Here is a 20,151-nt window from a genome sequence, read left to right on the forward strand (position 1 = left end):
TATTGACTATAGCATTTAGTATATGGTAAATTAATAACCGTCGCTGATGCGAAACGGCAGAAAGCGAAAAAACAAAATGAAAAACTTATTTGACATTGAATAACTGAGATGTTAACATAAGGAAGTCGCAAATGAGCGGCAAACAAGTTCTTTGAAAACTGAACGAAACAAACAACGTGCAACGTCAATTTTTATTTTTATGATGCTAGACAAACTAACTTTATTGGAGAGTTTGATCCTGGCTCAGGATGAACGCTGGCGGCGTGCCTAATACATGCAAGTCGAGCGAATGGATTAAGAGCTTGCTCTTATGAAGTTAGCGGCGGACGGGTGAGTAACACGTGGGTAACCTGCCTACAAGACTGGGATAACTCCGGGAAACCGGGGCTAATACCGGATAACATTTTGCACTGCATGGTGCGAAATTGAAAGGCGGCTTCGGCTGTCACTTGTAGATGGACCTGCGTCGCATTAGCTAGTTGGTGAGGTAACGGCTCACCAAGGCAACGATGCGTAGCCGACCTGAGAGGGTGATCGGCCACACTGGGACTGAGACACGGCCCAGACTCCTACGGGAGGCAGCAGTAGGGAATCTTCCGCAATGGACGAAAGTCTGACGGAGCAACGCCGCGTGAGTGATGAAGGCTTTCGGGTCGTAAAACTCTGTTGTTAGGGAAGAACAAGTGCTAGTTGAATAAGCTGGCACCTTGACGGTACCTAACCAGAAAGCCACGGCTAACTACGTGCCAGCAGCCGCGGTAATACGTAGGTGGCAAGCGTTATCCGGAATTATTGGGCGTAAAGCGCGCGCAGGTGGTTTCTTAAGTCTGATGTGAAAGCCCACGGCTCAACCGTGGAGGGTCATTGGAAACTGGGAGACTTGAGTGCAGAAGAGGAAAGTGGAATTCCATGTGTAGCGGTGAAATGCGTAGAGATATGGAGGAACACCAGTGGCGAAGGCGACTTTCTGGTCTGTAACTGACACTGAGGCGCGAAAGCGTGGGGAGCAAACAGGATTAGATACCCTGGTAGTCCACGCCGTAAACGATGAGTGCTAAGTGTTAGAGGGTTTCCGCCCTTTAGTGCTGAAGTTAACGCATTAAGCACTCCGCCTGGGGAGTACGGCCGCAAGGCTGAAACTCAAAGGAATTGACGGGGGCCCGCACAAGCGGTGGAGCATGTGGTTTAATTCGAAGCAACGCGAAGAACCTTACCAGGTCTTGACATCCTTTGAAAACCCTAGAGATAGGGCTTCCCCTTCGGGGGCAAAGTGACAGGTGGTGCATGGTTGTCGTCAGCTCGTGTCGTGAGATGTTGGGTTAAGTCCCGCAACGAGCGCAACCCTTGATCTTAGTTGCCAGCATTTAGTTGGGCACTCTAAGGTGACTGCCGGTGACAAACCGGAGGAAGGTGGGGATGACGTCAAATCATCATGCCCCTTATGACCTGGGCTACACACGTGCTACAATGGACGGTACAAAGAGCTGCAAGACCGCGAGGTGGAGCTAATCTCATAAAACCGTTCTCAGTTCGGATTGTAGGCTGCAACTCGCCTACATGAAGCTGGAATCGCTAGTAATCGCGGATCAGCATGCCGCGGTGAATACGTTCCCGGGCCTTGTACACACCGCCCGTCACACCACGAGAGTTTGTAACACCCGAAGTCGGTGGGGTAACCTTTATGGAGCCAGCCGCCTAAGGTGGGACAGATGATTGGGGTGAAGTCGTAACAAGGTAGCCGTATCGGAAGGTGCGGCTGGATCACCTCCTTTCTATGGAGAATTGATGAACGCAGTTCATCAATATACGTTGACTTGTTTCGTTTCGTTCAGTTTTGAGAGAACTAAATCTCTCGAAATGTATGTTCTTTGAAAACTAGATAACAGTGTAGCTCATATTTTTTTAATTAATTTTGGTTAAGTTAGAAAGGGCGCACGGTGGATGCCTTGACACTAGGAGTCGATGAAGGACGGGACTAACGCCGATATGCTTCGGGGAGCTGTAAGTAAGCTTTGATCCGAAGATTTCCGAATGGGGAAACCCACTATACGTAATGGTATGGTATCCTTACCTGAATACATAGGGTATGGAAGACAGACCCAGGGAACTGAAACATCTAAGTACCTGGAGGAAGAGAAAGCAAATGCGATTTCCTGAGTAGCGGCGAGCGAAACGGAATCTAGCCCAAACCAAGAGGCTTGCCTCTTGGGGTTGTAGGACATTCTATACGGAGTTACAAAGGAACGGGGTAGACGAAGCAGCCTGGAAAGGCTCGTCATAGAAGGTAACAACCCTGTAGTCGAAACTTCGTTCCCTCTTGAATGTATCCTGAGTACGGCGGAACACGTGAAATTCCGTCGGAATCTGGGAGGACCATCTCCCAAGGCTAAATACTACCTAGTGATCGATAGTGAACCAGTACCGTGAGGGAAAGGTGAAAAGCACCCCGGAAGGGGAGTGAAAGAGATCCTGAAACCGTGTGCCTACAAATAGTCAGAGCCCGTTAATGGGTGATGGCGTGCCTTTTGTAGAATGAACCGGCGAGTTACGATCCCGTGCGAGGTTAAGCTGAAGAGGCGGAGCCGTAGCGAAAGCGAGTCTGAATAGGGCGTTTAGTACGTGGTCGTAGACCCGAAACCAGGTGATCTACCCATGTCCAGGGTGAAGTTCAGGTAACACTGAATGGAGGCCCGAACCCACGCACGTTGAAAAGTGCGGGGATGAGGTGTGGGTAGCGGAGAAATTCCAATCGAACCTGGAGATAGCTGGTTCTCCCCGAAATAGCTTTAGGGCTAGCCTTAAGTGTAAGAGTCTTGGAGGTAGAGCACTGATTGAACTAGGGGTCCTCATCGGATTACCGAATTCAGTCAAACTCCGAATGCCAATGACTTATCCTTAGGAGTCAGACTGCGAGTGATAAGATCCGTAGTCAAAAGGGAAACAGCCCAGACCGCCAGCTAAGGTCCCAAAGTGTGTATTAAGTGGAAAAGGATGTGGAGTTGCTTAGACAACTAGGATGTTGGCTTAGAAGCAGCCACCATTTAAAGAGTGCGTAATAGCTCACTAGTCGAGTGACTCTGCGCCGAAAATGTACCGGGGCTAAATACACCACCGAAGCTGCGGATTGATACCTATGGTATCAGTGGTAGGGGAGCGTTCTAAGGGCAGTGAAGTCAGACCGTAAGGACTGGTGGAGCGCTTAGAAGTGAGAATGCCGGTATGAGTAGCGAAAGACGGGTGAGAATCCCGTCCACCGAATGCCTAAGGTTTCCTGAGGAAGGCTCGTCCGCTCAGGGTTAGTCAGGACCTAAGCCGAGGCCGACAGGCGTAGGCGATGGACAACAGGTTGATATTCCTGTACCACCTCTTTATCGTTTGAGCAATGGAGGGACGCAGAAGGATAGAAGAAGCGTGCGATTGGTTGTGCACGTCCAAGCAGTTAGGCTGATAAGTAGGCAAATCCGCTTATCGTGAAGGCTGAGCTGTGATGGGGAAGCTCCTTATGGAGCGAAGTCTTTGATTCCCCGCTGCCAAGAAAAGCTTCTAGCGAGATAAAAGGTGCCTGTACCGCAAACCGACACAGGTAGGCGAGGAGAGAATCCTAAGGTGTGCGAGAGAACTCTGGTTAAGGAACTCGGCAAAATGACCCCGTAACTTCGGGAGAAGGGGTGCTTTCTTAACGGAAAGCCGCAGTGAATAGGCCCAAGCGACTGTTTAGCAAAAACACAGGTCTCTGCGAAGCCGTAAGGCGAAGTATAGGGGCTGACACCTGCCCGGTGCTGGAAGGTTAAGGAGAGGGGTTAGCGCAAGCGAAGCTCTGAACTGAAGCCCCAGTAAACGGCGGCCGTAACTATAACGGTCCTAAGGTAGCGAAATTCCTTGTCGGGTAAGTTCCGACCCGCACGAAAGGTGTAACGATTTGGGCACTGTCTCAACCAGAGACTCGGTGAAATTATAGTACCTGTGAAGATGCAGGTTACCCGCGACAGGACGGAAAGACCCCGTGGAGCTTTACTGTAGCCTGATATTGAATTTTGGTACAGTTTGTACAGGATAGGCGGGAGCCATTGAAACCGGAGCGCTAGCTTCGGTGGAGGCGCTGGTGGGATACCGCCCTGACTGTATTGAAATTCTAACCTACGGGTCTCATCGACCCGGGAGACAGTGTCAGGTGGGCAGTTTGACTGGGGCGGTCGCCTCCTAAAGTGTAACGGAGGCGCCCAAAGGTTCCCTCAGAATGGTTGGAAATCATTCGTAGAGTGCAAAGGCATAAGGGAGCTTGACTGCGAGACCTACAAGTCGAGCAGGGACGAAAGTCGGGCTTAGTGATCCGGTGGTTCCGCATGGAAGGGCCATCGCTCAACGGATAAAAGCTACCCCGGGGATAACAGGCTTATCTCCCCCAAGAGTCCACATCGACGGGGAGGTTTGGCACCTCGATGTCGGCTCATCGCATCCTGGGGCTGTAGTCGGTCCCAAGGGTTGGGCTGTTCGCCCATTAAAGCGGTACGCGAGCTGGGTTCAGAACGTCGTGAGACAGTTCGGTCCCTATCCGTCGTGGGCGCAGGAAATTTGAGAGGAGCTGTCCTTAGTACGAGAGGACCGGGATGGACGCACCGCTGGTGTACCAGTTGTTCTGCCAAGGGCATAGCTGGGTAGCTATGTGCGGAAGGGATAAGTGCTGAAAGCATCTAAGCATGAAGCCCCCCTCAAGATGAGATTTCCCATAGCGTAAGCTAGTAAGATCCCTGAAAGATGATCAGGTTGATAGGTTCGAGGTGGAAGCATGGTGACATGTGGAGCTGACGAATACTAATAGATCGAGGACTTAACCATATAATATGAACGCTTATGTTATCTAGTTTTGAAGGAATATACCTTCATAAGTCTGGTAATGATGGCAGAGAGGTCACACCCGTTCCCATACCGAACACGGAAGTTAAGCTCTCTAGCGCCGATGGTAGTTGGGACCTTGTCCCTGTGAGAGTAGGACGTTGCCAGGCTTGTATTATTCCGCAGTAGCTCAGTGGTAGAGCTATCGGCTGTTAACCGATCGGTCGTAGGTTCGAGTCCTACCTGCGGAGCCAATATGCTTCCATAGCTCAGCTGGTAGAGCACTTCCATGGTAAGGAAGAGGTCACCGGTTCAAGCCCGGTTGGAAGCTTGCGCACAGTATTACAAATTTTTGGCCCGTTGGTCAAGTGGTTAAGACACCGCCCTTTCACGGCGGTAACACGGGTTCGAATCCCGTACGGGTCACCACTTTTGGAGGATTAGCTCAGCTGGGAGAGCACCTGCCTTACAAGCAGGGGGTCGGCGGTTCGATCCCGTCATCCTCCACCATATTTGTTTAAGTTATAATGTCGGAGGGGTAGCGAAGTGGCTAAACGCGGCGGACTGTAAATCCGCTCCTTCGGGTTCGGCAGTTCGAATCTGCCCCCCTCCACCATTTTTCAAAAATAACCTTATAGAGGTTTATTTTTTTGGTGAGACAAGCATACTAGTAAATATTAATGGGCTATAGCCAAGCGGTAAGGCAACGGACTTTGACTCCGTCATGCGCTGGTTCGAATCCAGCTAGCCCAGCCATTTACGAGCCATTAGCTCAGTTGGTAGAGCATCTGACTTTTAATCAGAGGGTCGAAGGTTCGAATCCTTCATGGCTCACCATTTTTGCGGAAGTAGTTCAGTGGTAGAATACAACCTTGCCAAGGTTGGGGTCGCGGGTTCGAATCCCGTCTTCCGCTTTTCATTTTGGGGCCTTAGCTCAGCTGGGAGAGCGCCTGCCTTGCACGCAGGAGGTCAGCGGTTCGATCCCGCTAGGCTCCATTATAAATAGGAAAAAACCTTACATTCATTTTGGATGTAAGGTTTTTTGTTTATCCCGCTATTTGCGTACAGTAATCCTCCTACCTCAAAGTTCGGTAGGGGATAAACTCTGCCCGTAAAAGCCCAATTGGTGCGGGCTAATGATCAATGGGGATGAAGATTGTCATAGCGTCTGACTCTTATAAAGAAAGCTTAGGGGCATTAGAGGTATGTAACGCGGTTGAAAAAGGATTTTCGGCTATTTTCCCACAGGCAGAGTGTGTAAAGATTCCAATCGCAGATGGAGGGGAAGGAACGGTACAAGCCCTTGTAGATGCTACAGATGGGGATATGATTACAGTTCATGTAACAGGGCTCCTTGGAGAGCCTGTAGAGGGGTTTTAAAAACCGCTTTTATTGAAATGGCTGCAGCATCGGGATTATAGCACGTTCCAATCTATAAAGAGGGAATAGATGCTGTATTTAGTGCTGTATCCAGTCCCGTGACATTGGAAGAAGCATATATAATGGAAAAAGAAAATATTGAAATGACTGCACGAAATGTTGCAGCGGTATGGAAATTAGCATCAAAAAAGCGTCTCTAAATAAAGAGACGCTTTTTGTTTTCATGGTGGTATTTTCGATTTATACATAAAGTAGCTTTGAAATAGGAGTTTTTATATAAATATAAGTGAATAAATTGTATATACATACAAAAAAATGTCGAGTTGAGTCAGACTATATAAAAGATTTAAAATATTTAGTGAAGGCATAAAAGGGGGAGACTATCTATGAAGAAAGAAATTTCGATTGTTGGAGTTCCGATGGATTTAGGACAAATGCGCCGCGGGGTTGATATGGGACCAAGTGCGATTCGTTATGCAGGAGTAATTGAAAGAATCCAACAAATAGGATATGACATTGAAGATATAGGGGATTTATGTATCGAGAGGGAAGAAGAGATAGATGAAAATACAAAGTTAAGAAACCTAAAACAAGTTGCAAAAGTGTGTGATGAGTTGGCAACTAAGGTTGATAATATTATAGAGAAAAATCGTTTTCCACTTGTATTAGGAGGCGATCATAGTATTGCAATTGGAACGCTTGCAGGAGTAACAAGGCATTATAAAAATTTAGGTGTCATTTGGTATGATGCACATGGTGATTTGAATACAGAAGAAACATCACCATCTGGAAATATCCATGGGATGTCACTTGCGGCAAGTTTAGGTTATGGCCATTCTTCGTTAGTGAATTTATATGAGGCGTATCCGAAAGTGAAGAAGGAGAATGTTGTTATTATTGGGGCGCGTGCACTAGATGAAGGAGAAAAAGACTTTATTCGAAATGAAGGCATTAAAGTATTTACAATGCATGAAATTGATCGCATGGGTATGACTGCTGTTATGGAAGAAACGATTGCGTATTTATCGCATACAGATGGTGTTCACTTGTCACTAGATTTAGATGGACTTGATCCACATGATGCTCCAGGAGTTGGGACACCTGTAACTGGGGGATTATCGTATCGAGAAAGTCATTTAGCGATGGAAATGCTTGCAGAGGCAGGTATTATTACATCCGCTGAGTTTGTAGAAGTAAATCCGATTTTAGATGAGAAAAATAGAACAGCAACGACAGCAGTAGCCTTAATGGGTTCTTTATTTGGTGAAAAGTTAAAATAATGTAAAAAAAGTAGCTGAAATGCTACTTTTTTTATTTTACAATAAGTGTATAATAATGAATTAGATTATACCACTTCATAATAAAGGTTCGACATCTTACCAATTTATCACGCTATTTGTGGGCGGTAATACCCCCTACCTCAAAGTTCGGCAGGAAGCGAAGAAGTTAGGTGGGAGATAAACTACCCGTAAAAGCCCGATTGGTTCAACTAGTGATCGGTGGGGAATGAAAAAACCAACCGATTAAAGTTTCACTTTATGTTAAAGGAGAAACGTCGTTTGTAATTGTCGTTTCTTTCATGTATGGTATAATTAACTAGTTGTTGTAAATATATATAGGTGGAGCATAAAACTAGTATTTCAATATATAGATAAATTTGCTCATAAGTAGGAGGAAGGGTTAGCATGCCTTTTGGAGATATGAACTTTTTAAAATATCTCAGTACGATATTAGATATCGCCGTTGTGTGGTTTGTTATATATAAGCTAATTCTTGTAGTCCGAGGTACAAAAGCTGTTCAACTTTTGAAAGGGATTACAGTTATTATTATCGTTCGTATTTTAAGTTATTTATTTGAACTGCATACATTGCAGTGGCTGACGGATCAAGCATTAACGTGGGGCTTTTTGGCGATTATTATCATTTTCCAACCAGAGCTAAGACGAGCACTGGAGCAATTAGGAAGAGGAAGCTTATTCTCACGTGGGATTGGTCAGGAAGAAGATGAACATGAAACGGTTGCAAACGCTGTAGCAAAAGCAACAGAATATATGGGTAAACGACGCATCGGTGCACTGATTACATTATCTAGAGAGACTGGGATGGGCGATTATGTCGAAACAGGAATTCCCTTAAATGCAAATGTGTCATCAGAGCTGCTTATTAATATCTTTATCCCAAATACACCACTTCATGACGGGGCGGTTATTATGCAAGGGAATACGATTAAAGCAGCAGCTTGCTATTTACCATTATCAGAAAGCCCGTTTATATCGAAAGAGTTAGGAACGCGTCACAGAGCAGCAATGGGAGTTAGTGAAGTAACAGATAGTATTACAGTTGTTGTATCAGAAGAAACGGGTCAGATTTCTTTAACGAAAAACGGAGAATTACATCGTGATTTAAAAGTGGAACAATTAAAGGAAATGCTTATGGTAGAATTCAGCGGAAACGTTAAGACAACTTCTTCATCTTTATGGAACTGGAGGAGGAAGCGTCATGGATAAGTTAATGGAGAACCACTGGTTTTTAAAAGGAATCTCATTACTATTGGCGTTAATGCTTTACATGTCAACAAATTTAACAGAAAAAAATACAGTTGGGAATGCAAATTCATCTCCTTTCCCAACAGGTGATATAACAGAAACAATATCTGATGTTGCAGTAACGTTGAATTATGATGAAGACAAATACATTGTAAGTGGTATACCGAAATACGTAAAAATAAAATTAGAAGGCCCGAAGAATGTGATTACTGCAGTGAAGACAAAGCGTGAATTTGGAGTATCTGCCGATTTACGTGGGTATTCTCCAGGAACATACGAGGTTCCTTTGAAATATAGCGGGATGGAAAATAATTTAAAAGCAACGGTGCAGCCAGCAAAAATCAAGGTTACCATTCAAAGTAAAGCGAAAAAGTCGTTTCCTGTAGAAGTAAAATATTCAAATGAAAATCAAATGCAGGGCGGTAGCATGGTTGAGAAACCCACTGTCAAACCAAACACAGTTGAGGTTGTTGGTACAGAAGAGGAATTGGCACAGATTTCTCTTGTTCGAGCATATGTGGATTTAAAAGGTATAAACAAAACAGTAACAAAAGAAGCGGAAATTGTGCTGTATGATGAAGATGGAAGAAGACTAGATTTACAAACGATTCCATCTAAAGTGAGTGTTACAATTTCTGTTCCAAATCAAACTGCGACAAACAATGTCGAAAAAACTGTACCGTTAGCATATGTAAAAAAAGGTAGCTTGTCAGATGGAGTAGTTGTTAAAAACATTCATTTAGAACCAAATGAAGTAACAATATCAGGTCCAAAAGAAGTTTTGGACAATATAAAGTCCTTAGAGGGCGTCGAAGTAGATCTCAGTAAAATTACAGAGTCTACAACATTCGATGCCTCTGTTTTATTACCGAAGGGTGTAACAAAGGTAAATCCGAGTCAAGTGAAGGTGACAGTTGAAGTGCAAAAGCAAGAGCAGACAAAGCATAAGACGATTGACGGGATTTCCATACAAACAAATGGTTTATCAGATGAATTCACTTTACAATTTCTTTCTCCTCAAGGTGGAAAGGTAAGTGTTGATGTTTCAGGAGAGGCAAGTATAGTAGATAAAATAACAGCAGCACAAATAAAGGCGTCAATTAATCTACAAAATGTAGCTTCAGGAACACATGATCTTCCAATCCAATTTAGTGGTCCGAACAATGTTTCAATAGAGGTAAAAGAAAAGAATGCGAAGGTAGAGCTTGTAAAGAAAGAAAAGCCAGATCAAGAAGTACAAGGTAAGCCAGAGCAGCAAGATCCACAGAAAGATAAAGAGAACGATCAAAATCAAGGTCAAGATCAAGGTCAAGATCAAGAGAACAAAGCAGAAAACAAAAATGACAATGAGCAAGAAGAAGGAGCGAATCGTAATGGGTAAATATTTTGGTACTGATGGTGTACGTGGTGTCGCAAATAAGGAATTAACACCGGAATTAGCTTTTAAAATTGGTCGCTTTGGGGGTTATGTATTAACAAAAGATACCGATCGTCCGAAAGTTATTATTGGTCGTGATACACGTGTATCTGGTCATATGTTAGAAGGTGCTCTAGTAGCAGGACTATTATCGACTGGGGCGGAAGTTATGCGCCTTGGCGTTATTTCAACTCCTGGGGTTGCCTATTTAACAAAGGCTTTAGATGCACAAGCAGGTGTTATGATTTCAGCATCTCATAACCCAGTACAAGATAACGGAATTAAATTTTTCGGTTCAGATGGATTTAAATTAACTGATGAGCAAGAAGCAGAAATTGAAGCTTTATTAGATAAAGAAGTAGATGAATTACCACGTCCAACTGGAACAGATCTTGGCCAAGTGAATGACTACTTCGAAGGTGGACAAAAATACTTACAATACATTAAACAAACTGTAGAAGAAGACTTCTCTGGTTTACATATTGCATTAGATTGTGCACACGGTGCAACATCTTCTTTAGCACCGTATTTATTTGCAGATTTAGAAGCGGATATTTCTACAATGGGAACATCACCAAACGGTATGAATATTAACGATGGTGTTGGTTCTACACATCCAGAAGTATTAGCAGAATTAGTAAAAGAAAAAGGCGCAGATATTGGACTTGCTTTTGATGGAGATGGAGATCGTCTAATCGCAGTAGATGAAAAAGGAAACATTGTTGATGGCGATCAAATTATGTACATTTGTGCGAAGTACATGAAAGAAACTGGCCAGCTAAAACACAATACAGTTGTTTCAACTGTTATGAGTAACTTAGGATTCTACAAAGCACTTGAAGCAAACGGTATTACAAGCGACAAAACAGCTGTTGGAGATCGCTACGTAATGGAGGAAATGAAACGCGGCGGTTATAACCTAGGTGGTGAACAATCTGGTCACATTATTTTACTAGATTACATTACAACTGGTGACGGAATGTTAAGTGCACTTCAACTTGTAAATATTATGAAAATGACGAAAAAATCATTATCTGAGCTTGCAAGTGAAATGACAAAATTCCCGCAATTATTGGTAAATGTTCGTGTAACAGATAAAAAATTAGCATTAGAAAACGAAAAAATTCAAGAAATCATTCGTGTGGTAGAAAAAGAGATGAACGGAGACGGTCGTATTCTTGTTCGTCCATCTGGAACAGAGCCACTTATTCGTGTAATGGCAGAAGCACCAACACAAGAGATTTGTGATGGATATGTACACCGCATTGTAGAAGTTGTGAAAGCAGAAGTTGGAGCTGAATAATTTGTTGTTTTTATATGTAAAAGGGGTACATTTCGTGCCTTTTTTACATATATTGTATATACAATGAAAATTTTTCATTGACGGTTTATGGCGTTTGTTATAAGATGGTCTTGTTCTTTTTCTCAAAATAATATATGAAATATGAAAGCGCCAGAACTACATGATACGTAGTTGACGAGGAGGAGTTTTATCGAGATTTCGGCGGATGACTCCCGGTTGTTCATCACAACCGAAAGCTTTTGCTTAAAGCATTGAGGTGACTCAATGGACAAAGGTGAAAGTGTGATGAGGGAAAAAGAACGGATAACACTAGCTGTATAAGTATACGGACTGAAACCAATCGAGAGGAAGGTGAAAGCCGTTACAAACTTACAGGGCTAGCAATATGTAATCCGTTTTTTATATGTAAATAATGGGATCGGACTATGTCGTTACATGTTCGCAGAGCAATGTAAGCATTTGTAGCGGCGACTAAACATGTGTGGAATCGTAGGATTTATTGGAGAGCAAGATGCAAAGGAAATTTTATTAAAAGGGTTAGAAAAGCTAGAATACCGCGGATATGACTCAGCGGGGATTGCAGTACAAGCCGAGAACGGTGTTGTTGTATACAAAGAAAAAGGTCGTATTGCAAAACTTCGTGAAATTGTAGACGCAGACGTAGCTGCAAGTGTAGGAATCGGTCACACACGCTGGGCTACACATGGTGTTCCAAGCAAAACAAACGCGCACCCACATCAAAGTACATCACAACGCTTTACACTTGTTCATAACGGAGTAATTGAAAACTATGAATTAGTGAAAAAAGAATATTTGCAAGATGTGACGTTTGTAAGTGAAACAGATACAGAAGTTATCGTTCAGCTTATGGAACAGCAAGTCAACACAGGATTAAGTGTAGAAGATGCATTCCGTCAAACGTTAACAATTTTACATGGTTCTTATGCGTTAGCATTACTTGATGCTGAAACTCCAAACATGATTTATGTTGCTAAAAACAAAAGCCCGCTATTAGTAGGTGTTGGTAACAACTTTAACGTTGTTGCAAGCGATGCAATGGCAATGTTACAAGTTACAGATCAATTTATCGAGTTAATGGATAAAGAAATGGTGATCGTAACAAAAGAAAGTATTACAATTAAAAACTTACAAGGTGAGACGATTGATCGTGCACCGTTTATAGCGGAATTAGACGCAAGTGATATTGAAAAGGGAACATATCCTCATTTCATGCTAAAAGAAATTGATGAGCAACCACTTGTAATCCGTAATATTATTCAAAAGTATCAAAATGATAATGGTGAAATTGAATTAGATGAAGATATTCGCAGTGCAATTTTAGATAGCGACCGCGTTTATATTATAGCGTGCGGAACAAGCTACCATGCTGGTCTTGTTGGAAAGCAATTTATCGAAGGATTTGCGAAAGTACCTGTAGAGGTACACGTAGCAAGCGAATTTTCTTATAACATGCCATTATTAACAGAAAAGCCATTCTTCATTTACATCTCACAAAGTGGTGAAACAGCAGATAGCCGCGCTGTACTTGTGCAGACAAATGAAATGGGTTATAAAGCATTAACAATTACGAATGCACCAGGCTCTACACTTTCTCGTGAAGCCGACTATACATTACCGTTATATGCTGGACCTGAAATTGCGGTTGCTTCTACAAAGGCGTACACAGCACAACTTGCAGTTCTTTCAATCCTGGCAGCGGATATTGCCAAGGTAAAAGGTGTGAAAATTGATTTCGACTTAACACACGAGCTTGGTCTTGTAGCAAATGCGATGGAAGTACTTTGTGATCAAAAAGACGAAATGGATGCACTTGCAAAAGAATTTTTAGCAACAACACGCAACTGTTTCTTCATCGGACGTAGCGCAGACTTCTACGTAGGATTAGAAGGGGCATTAAAATTAAAAGAAATCTCTTACATCCAAGCGGAAGGCTTTGCCGGAGGAGAATTAAAACACGGTACAATCGCGTTAATCGAAAAAGGTACACCAGTTATCGCACTTGCTACGCAAGAGCACGTAAACCTTGGAATTCGCGGTAACGTAAAAGAAGTAGCAGCACGCGGAGCAAACCCATGCATTATCGCAATGAAAGGTTTAGAAATGGAAGGCGACAGCTTTATCTTACCAGCTGTGCACCAAGCACTAGCACCACTTGTAGCAGTTATTCCATTACAACTAATTGCATACTACGCAGCTCTTCACCGTGAGTGTGATGTAGATAAACCACGTAATTTGGCTAAATCTGTTACAGTTGAGTAATAGGTTAGTAGTTTAATATATATTTGTGTAGATTTAAAATAAAGTCGCGATGTTTATAAAAAAGTTGCGAAGCTTTACCCCTTTGGATATGATTATCTAAAGGGGTGTTTTTGTGTCGAAAAGAAAAAGAACATCTCAAATCGATAAGTGGATTAAAGAGGGTAGAGGAACGGGTAGTGGGGCAGATTATCAGCCTTGGCTTAAAATTCAAGATGTTTCCTCATTAGGGCGGTCAACAAGATTAAAAGGTATAAAGACCGCCAGACAACATGAGTTTTTATCGGATTTGGAACGGAACTACTTTTATTTAACTGAATTTTCTGATGTTATTTTAGATATTCGTGAACAATTTTCTTTATTACCACAAGAAGAGACGATTGTCATTGCTGAAGAGCTTGGGATTAAACACCCAGCTGATCCAAAAACAGGCGATCCAATTGTTATGACAACGGACTTTTTATTAACAGTTGATAAAGGACAAGGTATATTTGAAGTCGCTCATACTATCAAAATGAAAGATAAGCTATTAGAAGAACGTGTGTTAGAGAAGTTTGAAATTGAACGGGAAAATCGCTCTTTGTCGATGTTAATATTATCATCGTTTGAAATTCGTGAATGGAAAACTATTTATGATCGACTGCTTATAAATCTTGTGAATGATAGTGAAACTTGGACAAGTAAGTCATTGAAAAGCATTGAAGGTCAAGGTATTACAGTGGTGAAAGCTAAACACAGTTCTAAAGGGGTTCAGCATAGGGCAGAGGTTTTATTGAACAAATTAGATTACTAGACATTACGAGGGGGTTTATTAATGAAAATGAATGAAAAAACATATCTAAGTATAGAAGAGATTATTTCATTACCAACCTTATCAGGTACAAACATAAGTGATGATGGCAAAAACGTAGCATTTGTCAAGAAGACAGCTAACTGGAAAGACAATAAATATAGGAATCATGTATGGATATATGAAAAAGATAAGGGGCAGAGTTACCCATTAACAACTAGGGATATAGATAGTACATACCCATTATGGTCTCCAGATTCTAGGGATATCGCATACCTTAGCCCAGTTGGTGATGGGGATAATAAGAAAAATCAGATCTTTGTTAAGTCAATAGATGGTTATAGTGGGGTTCAAATTACTGATGAGAAAGAAGGGGTCAGTAAATTCAAATGGGAGTCTACTGGCAAGGGTTTTTATTATGTTGCACAGTCAAAAGAATCTGAGGTGATAAAGAAACGTAAGGAACTATATGGAAATTTCCATCATATAGGGAAGGAATACCAGAATAATTGTTTATATTACATTGAAATAGAAAAAGTGATACAAAATGATAAATATGAACACCTGGAAAATTCTGACAGTGCTGGTAAGGATAAAGAAGAACACGAAAATAGCGTTGTTTATCAACTAACTGATGGGAAGGATTTTCATATCCATGAATTTGATATTTCAAATGATGGGAAAAAGGTTGTATTTATGGCTACACCAAGCCCAAATATGGGAGATTATATTAATGGAGATCTATACATACTAGATATTAAAGCTGGAGAGCTACAAAAGATGAATATAGATAAGTTGTTGGGAGGGAGCGTTTGCTTTTCTCCTGAAGGCAGCAAAATATGTTACTCAGCAAGCATAAGGGAGAAGGATTACTATAAGACCCATATACAAGACAGTACATTAGAGATATATGATATTAATAATGGAGAGCTAATTCAACCTTTAACAGATTTTGATAGTACGGTTATTCCATTACGGTGGACAGCTAAAGGAATTTTAATTAGATGGCAGAATAAAACTAATTATCTTATTGGGTTGCTATCTGAGGATGGCACTGTGGAAATGTTAAGTGAAAAAGTAGATAGCTTTATAATAGATGCTTCTATAACAAGGGATGGAAATCATATATCCTATAATAAGGCTATAACAAATGAAACCTTTGAAATCTATTTAGACGATAAAAAAATAACGAATGAAAATAGCTTTTTCAAAGGAAAGCTTAAAAGTAACAGGGAAATAATCTCATGGCAAAGTAGTGATGGTCTTGAAATAGAGGGTGTTTTATCAACCCCAGTAGAGTTTGACGCAAATAAAAAATATCCCTTATTAGTGGTAATCCATGGTGGTCCGGCTTGGGCATCCTTTCCAATATTTTCAGACTGTTTTAATGAGAAATATCCTATTGAACAGTTTATCGAAAAAGGCTTTATAGTTTTAGAACCAAACTACAGGGGAAGTTCTGGTTATGGTAATGAATTCTTAAAAGCAAACTATAGAAAACTGGGAATTGCTAACTACGATGATGTTATATCTGGAGTGGATAAACTAGTTGACAAAGGGATTGCAGATAAAGATAGAGTAGGGGTTATGGGATGGAGCAACGGGGGATATATATCAGCTTTCTGTTCTACATTTAGTAGTAGATTTAAAGCTATTTCAGTTGGAGGTGGAATTACTAATTGGAGTACCCATTATGTAAATACAGATATACCTTACTTCATTAGGATGTATTTAGGAAATAATCCATGGAATGATCCAGAGATATATACTAAAACATCACCAATGATATATATTAAATCAGCCTGTACTCCCACCTTAATCCAACATGGCGAAAAGGATGCAAGAGTTCCAACTCCAAATGCATATGAGCTATATCAAGGATTAAGGGATATGGAAGTTGATACAGAATTAATTATATTTAAAGGAATGGCATATAGTTCTGACCAGCCAGGAATTAATGTAGCTATTATGAAGCAGAATTTGATGTGGTTTTCACACTATATTCTTGGAGAAAGTATGAAAGATTTTAGGGTTTTATAATGGATATCCTCACAGGATACATAAGGATGAAACAGTCTTCATAAGGAAGCTTTTTTTTCTTATTTAGCCTGTGATTGTAGCTCTATGATTTCCATGTGAATTTCCACTGTATAATACTCTAGCAACTACATTGACTTACAATTGTATAGCAACGTTATGGCATTAAGCTCCCTGTACCTTTGTAGGGGTACGGAAACATCGCCATCAAGCTAAGGAAAACATAATACAGAAATATGTAAAATTTTCTTTGTAACACTTCAGTAAAAAGAGGTATACAGAAAAAATGGTATGCTAAATAACCCTTAAGGGCTAAATTTTTTTAAACTATTTCATTTTTATTTTGATAGATGTTGTACGTATGCAATACCTAAGATATCAAACACCGTTTTCTTTCGATATCGATGTGACTTCTGTCCATTTTTATCAAGTAAATGAAACAAGCGAAGAAAACTTTTTGCTAACTGATTCGATTGATGTTGCATTTGTTGATATAGTACTCGAAAGTAATCATGAATCATATACATGGCTTTCCATTCACTCAGTTCTTTTTGTTTTTTAGCCAGTAGTAATTGTCGCATCTGGAACATCACTGTAGAAGATAATAAGAGCGCAATTAATTTTCCATAGATATGACACTCTAACCGTTCCTTTTTTATATTTGTATTGTGATGAATACGAAAAATCGATTTCCATGTTTTAAAAATGATTTCGATTTGCCAACGAAGGGAGTAGAATTCATGAATCGCTTCTTTTGAAACATATTCCGATGGAATATTAGTCACATACACATTGATTCCTTGCAATTTTTTAATTCGATCGCTAAAAGTTATCCTTTTCTTTTTCTCTTTATATGCACGATCTTTTCTACGTTGTGCTTCTTGCTCAGGAGTTAGCTTGTAAATCACGGCGCGTGCTGGAAGTCCATAATCACGACCAATGTAAACAACAGGAATTTCATAGCATTCACCTGGCTGTAGCTGATCCATAATGGCTTCTAAATCAATCATTGTGTATTGATATTTCTTCTTGATGGATCCGTTTTTAAAAGCAAGGATATGCTCATTTTTTTGAAATAGTTTGGTATTCATTTTTAGTCGAGATAAGTAGTAGGCCCCTTTTTGCTGTATCGCATCTAAATCAATTAAACTAAAATAACCTAAATCTCGTATGCATAGGTCTTGTAAATCAACAGTATGTTGAACTTCTTTTCCATAATTCACATCATTTTGTTTGCCAGGTCCCACTTCAACATGTAAAAACTGTCCACTCAGCAAATCATATTCTAGTTGTATTTTCACACCCGAAGCCTTCCCGCTTCCTCCAGATCCAGGATAGGACGCTGCAAGTTGGTTCGAGACTTGAAATGTGGTAGCATCTAGAATCCGAATACGACGAAAGTATGCTGAAAAAGAAGAAGGAAGAGGCATCGTGGATAACAATTGTTTTTGTAATAACCGTGAGAATAGAGAGCGTAAAAATTCTACTGCTTTTGTATTTAGCCTGAGATTCAGTCCTTCCGGACTGATAAGGACACCTGTTTCTGATTCTAAAATGCCACATAATCGAGCCAGAGAATGACTCGCAGTATCTTGTCCCATCCCAATACATAATGAAGATAGATCTTGTGCCCGAAATTTACTCGTACGTTGAACAAACTGAGTTTGTTTGGCAAGTTCGGTTAATGCTTGTGGTGAAAAGCTACGTTGTAATTCCTCTGCAAGCAGTCGAAACACTTGAGAACTAGAAAATTTTTTCATAGATATTCCTCCACTTTTTCTTAAATTTTATACAATAGAAAGAAAAAGGAAAGAGGGAATCAGACATGTATCCACTAGGTTCGAAAGAACATCCCATCATCGTAAAGGTTTCGTCTCAAACAAGAGCAGAGAAAGTGGCTGCGATTTGTGAGGCATACAATTTTTACTACATAGTTGGGCTAGAATTCAACGAAGATATATCGGATTTAAAAAAAGCAATCAAAGATTGCTCCAGACCAGCAAATATTTATGAGAATTGCCCTTGTAACAGTGGGAAGAAATACAAGTTTTGTTGCATGAACAAAGAAGTTGAGTTGGACATATAAAAAACGAAATACCTTCATTTTTTCGGTTTGGGGGTATCTTGATTTTGTTAACTTGATGGCGATGGGGTACGGAAACGATTCGTGTAAAAACTGCAATAGGATAAAAACGTGGCTCAGATATGGAAAATTACATATTTGCCACGTTTTCTACTTATAAAAGATTAATTAGACCTAGAAGGCAAAGTAGATATAAGAAATGGATACTTCAGTACAACTGATTTATCTACGGGACAAAAAAAGATATATTAAATAAAATGATCAAACTTTTTTAAAAAAAATGAATGTGGGTAAAATGCCAAAGAGCTAAATTTTGATCAAACTTTTTTCAACACCTACAATTTGTGGCTTTGTAAAAAAGATTGATCATTTAAAACAAAGTTTGATAACTTAAAATAAAGATTGATAATTTGTAATAAAGTTTGATAAAAAATAACCTCTTTGGGTATGGTATCCGTAAGAGGTTATTTTTATTATTCAGAAAAAGGATGAGATAAGTATGTTACCCAAATATAATTCTGATAATCCGAGTTTGCTAGAATCGATAGTTTGCTTTACTGATATTTTAGGGTTTTCCAATTTAATTATAAACACACCTAATCGACAGTCTGGATGTCTCCCTGTAACTTTCTTGGTTCCCATGTAATTTCGTTATTCCCTACTGTAACTAAGTTGGTATCCGAGAGAGAAGAGGGGAAGAGGCTGAGCCTAATTTGGGGAGGGAAGGACAAAATAATAGGGGAATATATTAATAGAATTTTAAGGAGACTAACCTATTAGAAAATGATAAATGTAAATATTTGAAATGTATGTCAACAATTTTAAAAAATGCTGTGTATTCTATTTTATATCGTAGTAATCTTGTAATGAACAAGTTAGTTATTCTTTAAAGGAGGCAAACAAATCATGGATATTATGATTGAAAAGATTCCAGCATATCGGATTGCTTACATAAGGCAGATTGGCCCTTATGGAATTAATAATGTGCGAACAATGGAAAAATTAAAAGAATGGGCAAAATCTAACCATTTATTTAATGACGAATCCATAATTCTTGGAATTGCTCAGGATAATCCTGAAACTACTAAACCTGAAAACTGTCGTTATGATACCTGCATAGTTGTTTCAAACGACTATTCAGTAACTGATGGCTATGTAAGAGAAGGTAATATTGTTGGAGGAAAATATGCTGTTTTTAAAATTAATCATACAGCAGAAGCAGTTCAGAAAGCGTGGATTGATATTTTTCCAGAATTATCAAGGCAAGGATATCAATTTGATGAAGCAAGACCAATCATCGAAAGGTATGTAGTCAAAATGGTTAATAATCATCATTGTGAAATTTGTGTACCCGTATATTAAAGTAGTAATTGGATAAATTCCAATTTGTTTGATTGAACAAAACGAGCATAATGTCTGGTTGAGTTAATGCATGTTTTTCATAAAATGTGAATTAAGGGAGATAAAAATAGCTTCCCTTAAAAT

The 20,151-nt window shown here is 40.3% G+C and carries 10 protein-coding genes, 9 tRNA genes, 3 rRNA genes and 2 pseudogenes; 23 read left to right on the forward strand and 1 reads right to left on the reverse strand.

The genetic code is table 11. The features are described 5' to 3' along the window. The first annotated feature begins 220 nt into the window (after nt 1-220). The 21 genes and pseudogenes from QRE67_RS00880 (at nt 221) to QRE67_RS00975 (ending at nt 16,586) form a co-directional block, all read left to right on the forward strand. A 16S ribosomal RNA gene (locus QRE67_RS00880) occupies nt 221-1,772 on the forward strand. 142 nt (nt 1,773-1,914) lie between these two features. Next, nucleotides 1,915-4,836, forward strand: a 23S ribosomal RNA gene (locus tag QRE67_RS00885). 51 nt (nt 4,837-4,887) lie between these two features. Continuing rightward, nucleotides 4,888-5,003, forward strand: a 5S ribosomal RNA gene (gene rrf / locus QRE67_RS00890). Together the 16S, 23S and 5S rRNA genes with 9 tRNA genes alongside form the textbook arrangement of a ribosomal RNA operon. A 9-nt stretch (nt 5,004-5,012) precedes the next feature. Continuing rightward, nucleotides 5,013-5,087: transfer RNA gene (locus tag QRE67_RS00895), tRNA-Asn, on the forward strand. A gap of 4 nt (nt 5,088-5,091) precedes the next feature. Next, nucleotides 5,092-5,164, forward strand: a tRNA-Thr gene (locus QRE67_RS00900). 23 nt (nt 5,165-5,187) lie between these two features. Then, nucleotides 5,188-5,262 (forward strand) — tRNA-Glu (locus tag QRE67_RS00905). A gap of 5 nt (nt 5,263-5,267) precedes the next feature. Then, a tRNA-Val gene (locus QRE67_RS00910) sits at nt 5,268-5,343 on the forward strand. Nucleotides 5,344-5,365: 22 nt separating this feature from the next. Beyond that, a tRNA-Tyr gene (locus QRE67_RS00915) sits at nt 5,366-5,449 on the forward strand. A 65-nt stretch (nt 5,450-5,514) separates the two neighbouring features. Next, a tRNA-Gln gene (locus QRE67_RS00920) sits at nt 5,515-5,589 on the forward strand. A 5-nt stretch (nt 5,590-5,594) separates the two neighbouring features. Next, nucleotides 5,595-5,670: transfer RNA gene (locus QRE67_RS00925), tRNA-Lys, on the forward strand. A 5-nt stretch (nt 5,671-5,675) separates the two neighbouring features. Continuing rightward, nucleotides 5,676-5,747 (forward strand) — tRNA-Gly (locus QRE67_RS00930). 9 nt (nt 5,748-5,756) lie between these two features. Then, a tRNA-Ala gene (locus QRE67_RS00935) sits at nt 5,757-5,829 on the forward strand. A gap of 153 nt (nt 5,830-5,982) precedes the next feature. Beyond that, nucleotides 5,983-6,251 (forward strand): annotated as a pseudogene (locus QRE67_RS00940) (glycerate kinase); the annotation flags it as partial. A 348-nt stretch (nt 6,252-6,599) separates the two neighbouring features. Beyond that, the gene (rocF, locus tag QRE67_RS00945) at nt 6,600-7,493 is read left to right on the forward strand and encodes an arginase (protein WP_286123139.1); all 894 of its coding nucleotides are present in this window, start codon (nt 6,600-6,602) and stop codon (nt 7,491-7,493) included. Between the two features lie 405 nt (nt 7,494-7,898). Further along, nucleotides 7,899-8,720 carry a diadenylate cyclase CdaA gene (gene cdaA / locus QRE67_RS00950; RefSeq protein WP_286123140.1) on the forward strand — a complete coding sequence of 274 codons (822 nt, stop codon included), beginning with the start codon at nt 7,899-7,901 and terminating at the stop codon, nt 8,718-8,720. Then, the gene (locus QRE67_RS00955) at nt 8,713-10,140 is read left to right on the forward strand and encodes a CdaR family protein (protein WP_286123141.1); all 1,428 of its coding nucleotides are present in this window, start codon (nt 8,713-8,715) and stop codon (nt 10,138-10,140) included. The genes cdaA and QRE67_RS00955 overlap by 8 nt, the downstream gene beginning before the upstream one ends. Beyond that, nucleotides 10,133-11,479 carry a phosphoglucosamine mutase gene (gene glmM / locus QRE67_RS00960; protein ID WP_286123142.1) on the forward strand — a complete coding sequence of 449 codons (1,347 nt, stop codon included), beginning with the start codon at nt 10,133-10,135 and terminating at the stop codon, nt 11,477-11,479. Before QRE67_RS00955 ends, glmM begins: the two co-directional genes overlap by 8 nt. 285 nt (nt 11,480-11,764) lie before the next feature. Further along, nucleotides 11,765-11,944: pseudogene (locus QRE67_RS28795) on the forward strand (hypothetical protein). 12 nt (nt 11,945-11,956) lie between these two features. Then, nucleotides 11,957-13,759: a glutamine--fructose-6-phosphate transaminase (isomerizing) gene (gene glmS, locus QRE67_RS00965; RefSeq protein ID WP_286123143.1), complete on the forward strand. Its 1,803-nt coding sequence runs from the start codon at nt 11,957-11,959 to the stop codon at nt 13,757-13,759. A gap of 112 nt (nt 13,760-13,871) precedes the next feature. After that, nucleotides 13,872-14,549 (forward strand): TnsA endonuclease N-terminal domain-containing protein, encoded by a 678-nt coding sequence (locus QRE67_RS00970; RefSeq protein ID WP_286123144.1) that lies wholly within the window; start codon nt 13,872-13,874, stop codon nt 14,547-14,549. A gap of 21 nt (nt 14,550-14,570) precedes the next feature. Next, nucleotides 14,571-16,586: a S9 family peptidase gene (locus QRE67_RS00975; protein WP_286123145.1), complete on the forward strand. Its 2,016-nt coding sequence runs from the start codon at nt 14,571-14,573 to the stop codon at nt 16,584-16,586. Between the two features lie 335 nt (nt 16,587-16,921). On the opposite strand, the gene QRE67_RS00980 is transcribed toward QRE67_RS00975, so the two are convergent. After that, a complete protein-coding gene (locus QRE67_RS00980; RefSeq protein WP_286123146.1) occupies nt 16,922-18,343 on the reverse strand; it encodes an IS4 family transposase in 1,422 nt (473 codons plus the stop codon). 65 nt (nt 18,344-18,408) lie between these two features. Here QRE67_RS00980 and QRE67_RS00985 point away from each other — a divergent pair, with 65 nt between their 5' ends. Continuing rightward, nucleotides 18,409-18,669 (forward strand): SEC-C metal-binding domain-containing protein, encoded by a 261-nt coding sequence (locus tag QRE67_RS00985; RefSeq protein ID WP_286123147.1) that lies wholly within the window; start codon nt 18,409-18,411, stop codon nt 18,667-18,669. A gap of 903 nt (nt 18,670-19,572) precedes the next feature. Further along, a complete protein-coding gene (locus QRE67_RS00990; protein ID WP_286123148.1) occupies nt 19,573-20,028 on the forward strand; it encodes an AraC family transcriptional regulator in 456 nt (151 codons plus the stop codon). Nucleotides 20,029-20,151 lie beyond the last annotated feature (123 nt).

It is taken from the genome of Bacillus sp. DX3.1 (genome assembly GCF_030292155.1).
Lineage (GTDB): Bacteria > Bacillota > Bacilli > Bacillales > Bacillaceae_G > Bacillus_A.

Bases quoted from the DNA above. Each gene is read 5' to 3' on its own strand.
- rocF (WP_286123139.1), top strand. From the start codon at position 6,600: ATGAAGAAAGAAATTTCGATTGTTGGAGTTCCGATGGATTTAGGACAA.
- cdaA (WP_286123140.1), top strand. From the start codon at position 7,899: ATGCCTTTTGGAGATATGAACTTTTTAAAATATCTCAGTACGATATTA.
- QRE67_RS00955 (WP_286123141.1), top strand. From the start codon at position 8,713: ATGGATAAGTTAATGGAGAACCACTGGTTTTTAAAAGGAATCTCATTA.
- glmM (WP_286123142.1), top strand. From the start codon at position 10,133: ATGGGTAAATATTTTGGTACTGATGGTGTACGTGGTGTCGCAAATAAG.
- glmS (WP_286123143.1), top strand. From the start codon at position 11,957: ATGTGTGGAATCGTAGGATTTATTGGAGAGCAAGATGCAAAGGAAATT.
- QRE67_RS00975 (WP_286123145.1), top strand. From the start codon at position 14,571: ATGAAAATGAATGAAAAAACATATCTAAGTATAGAAGAGATTATTTCA.
- QRE67_RS00980 (WP_286123146.1), bottom strand. From the start codon at position 18,343: ATGAAAAAATTTTCTAGTTCTCAAGTGTTTCGACTGCTTGCAGAGGAA.
- QRE67_RS00985 (WP_286123147.1), top strand. From the start codon at position 18,409: ATGTATCCACTAGGTTCGAAAGAACATCCCATCATCGTAAAGGTTTCG.
- QRE67_RS00990 (WP_286123148.1), top strand. From the start codon at position 19,573: ATGGATATTATGATTGAAAAGATTCCAGCATATCGGATTGCTTACATA.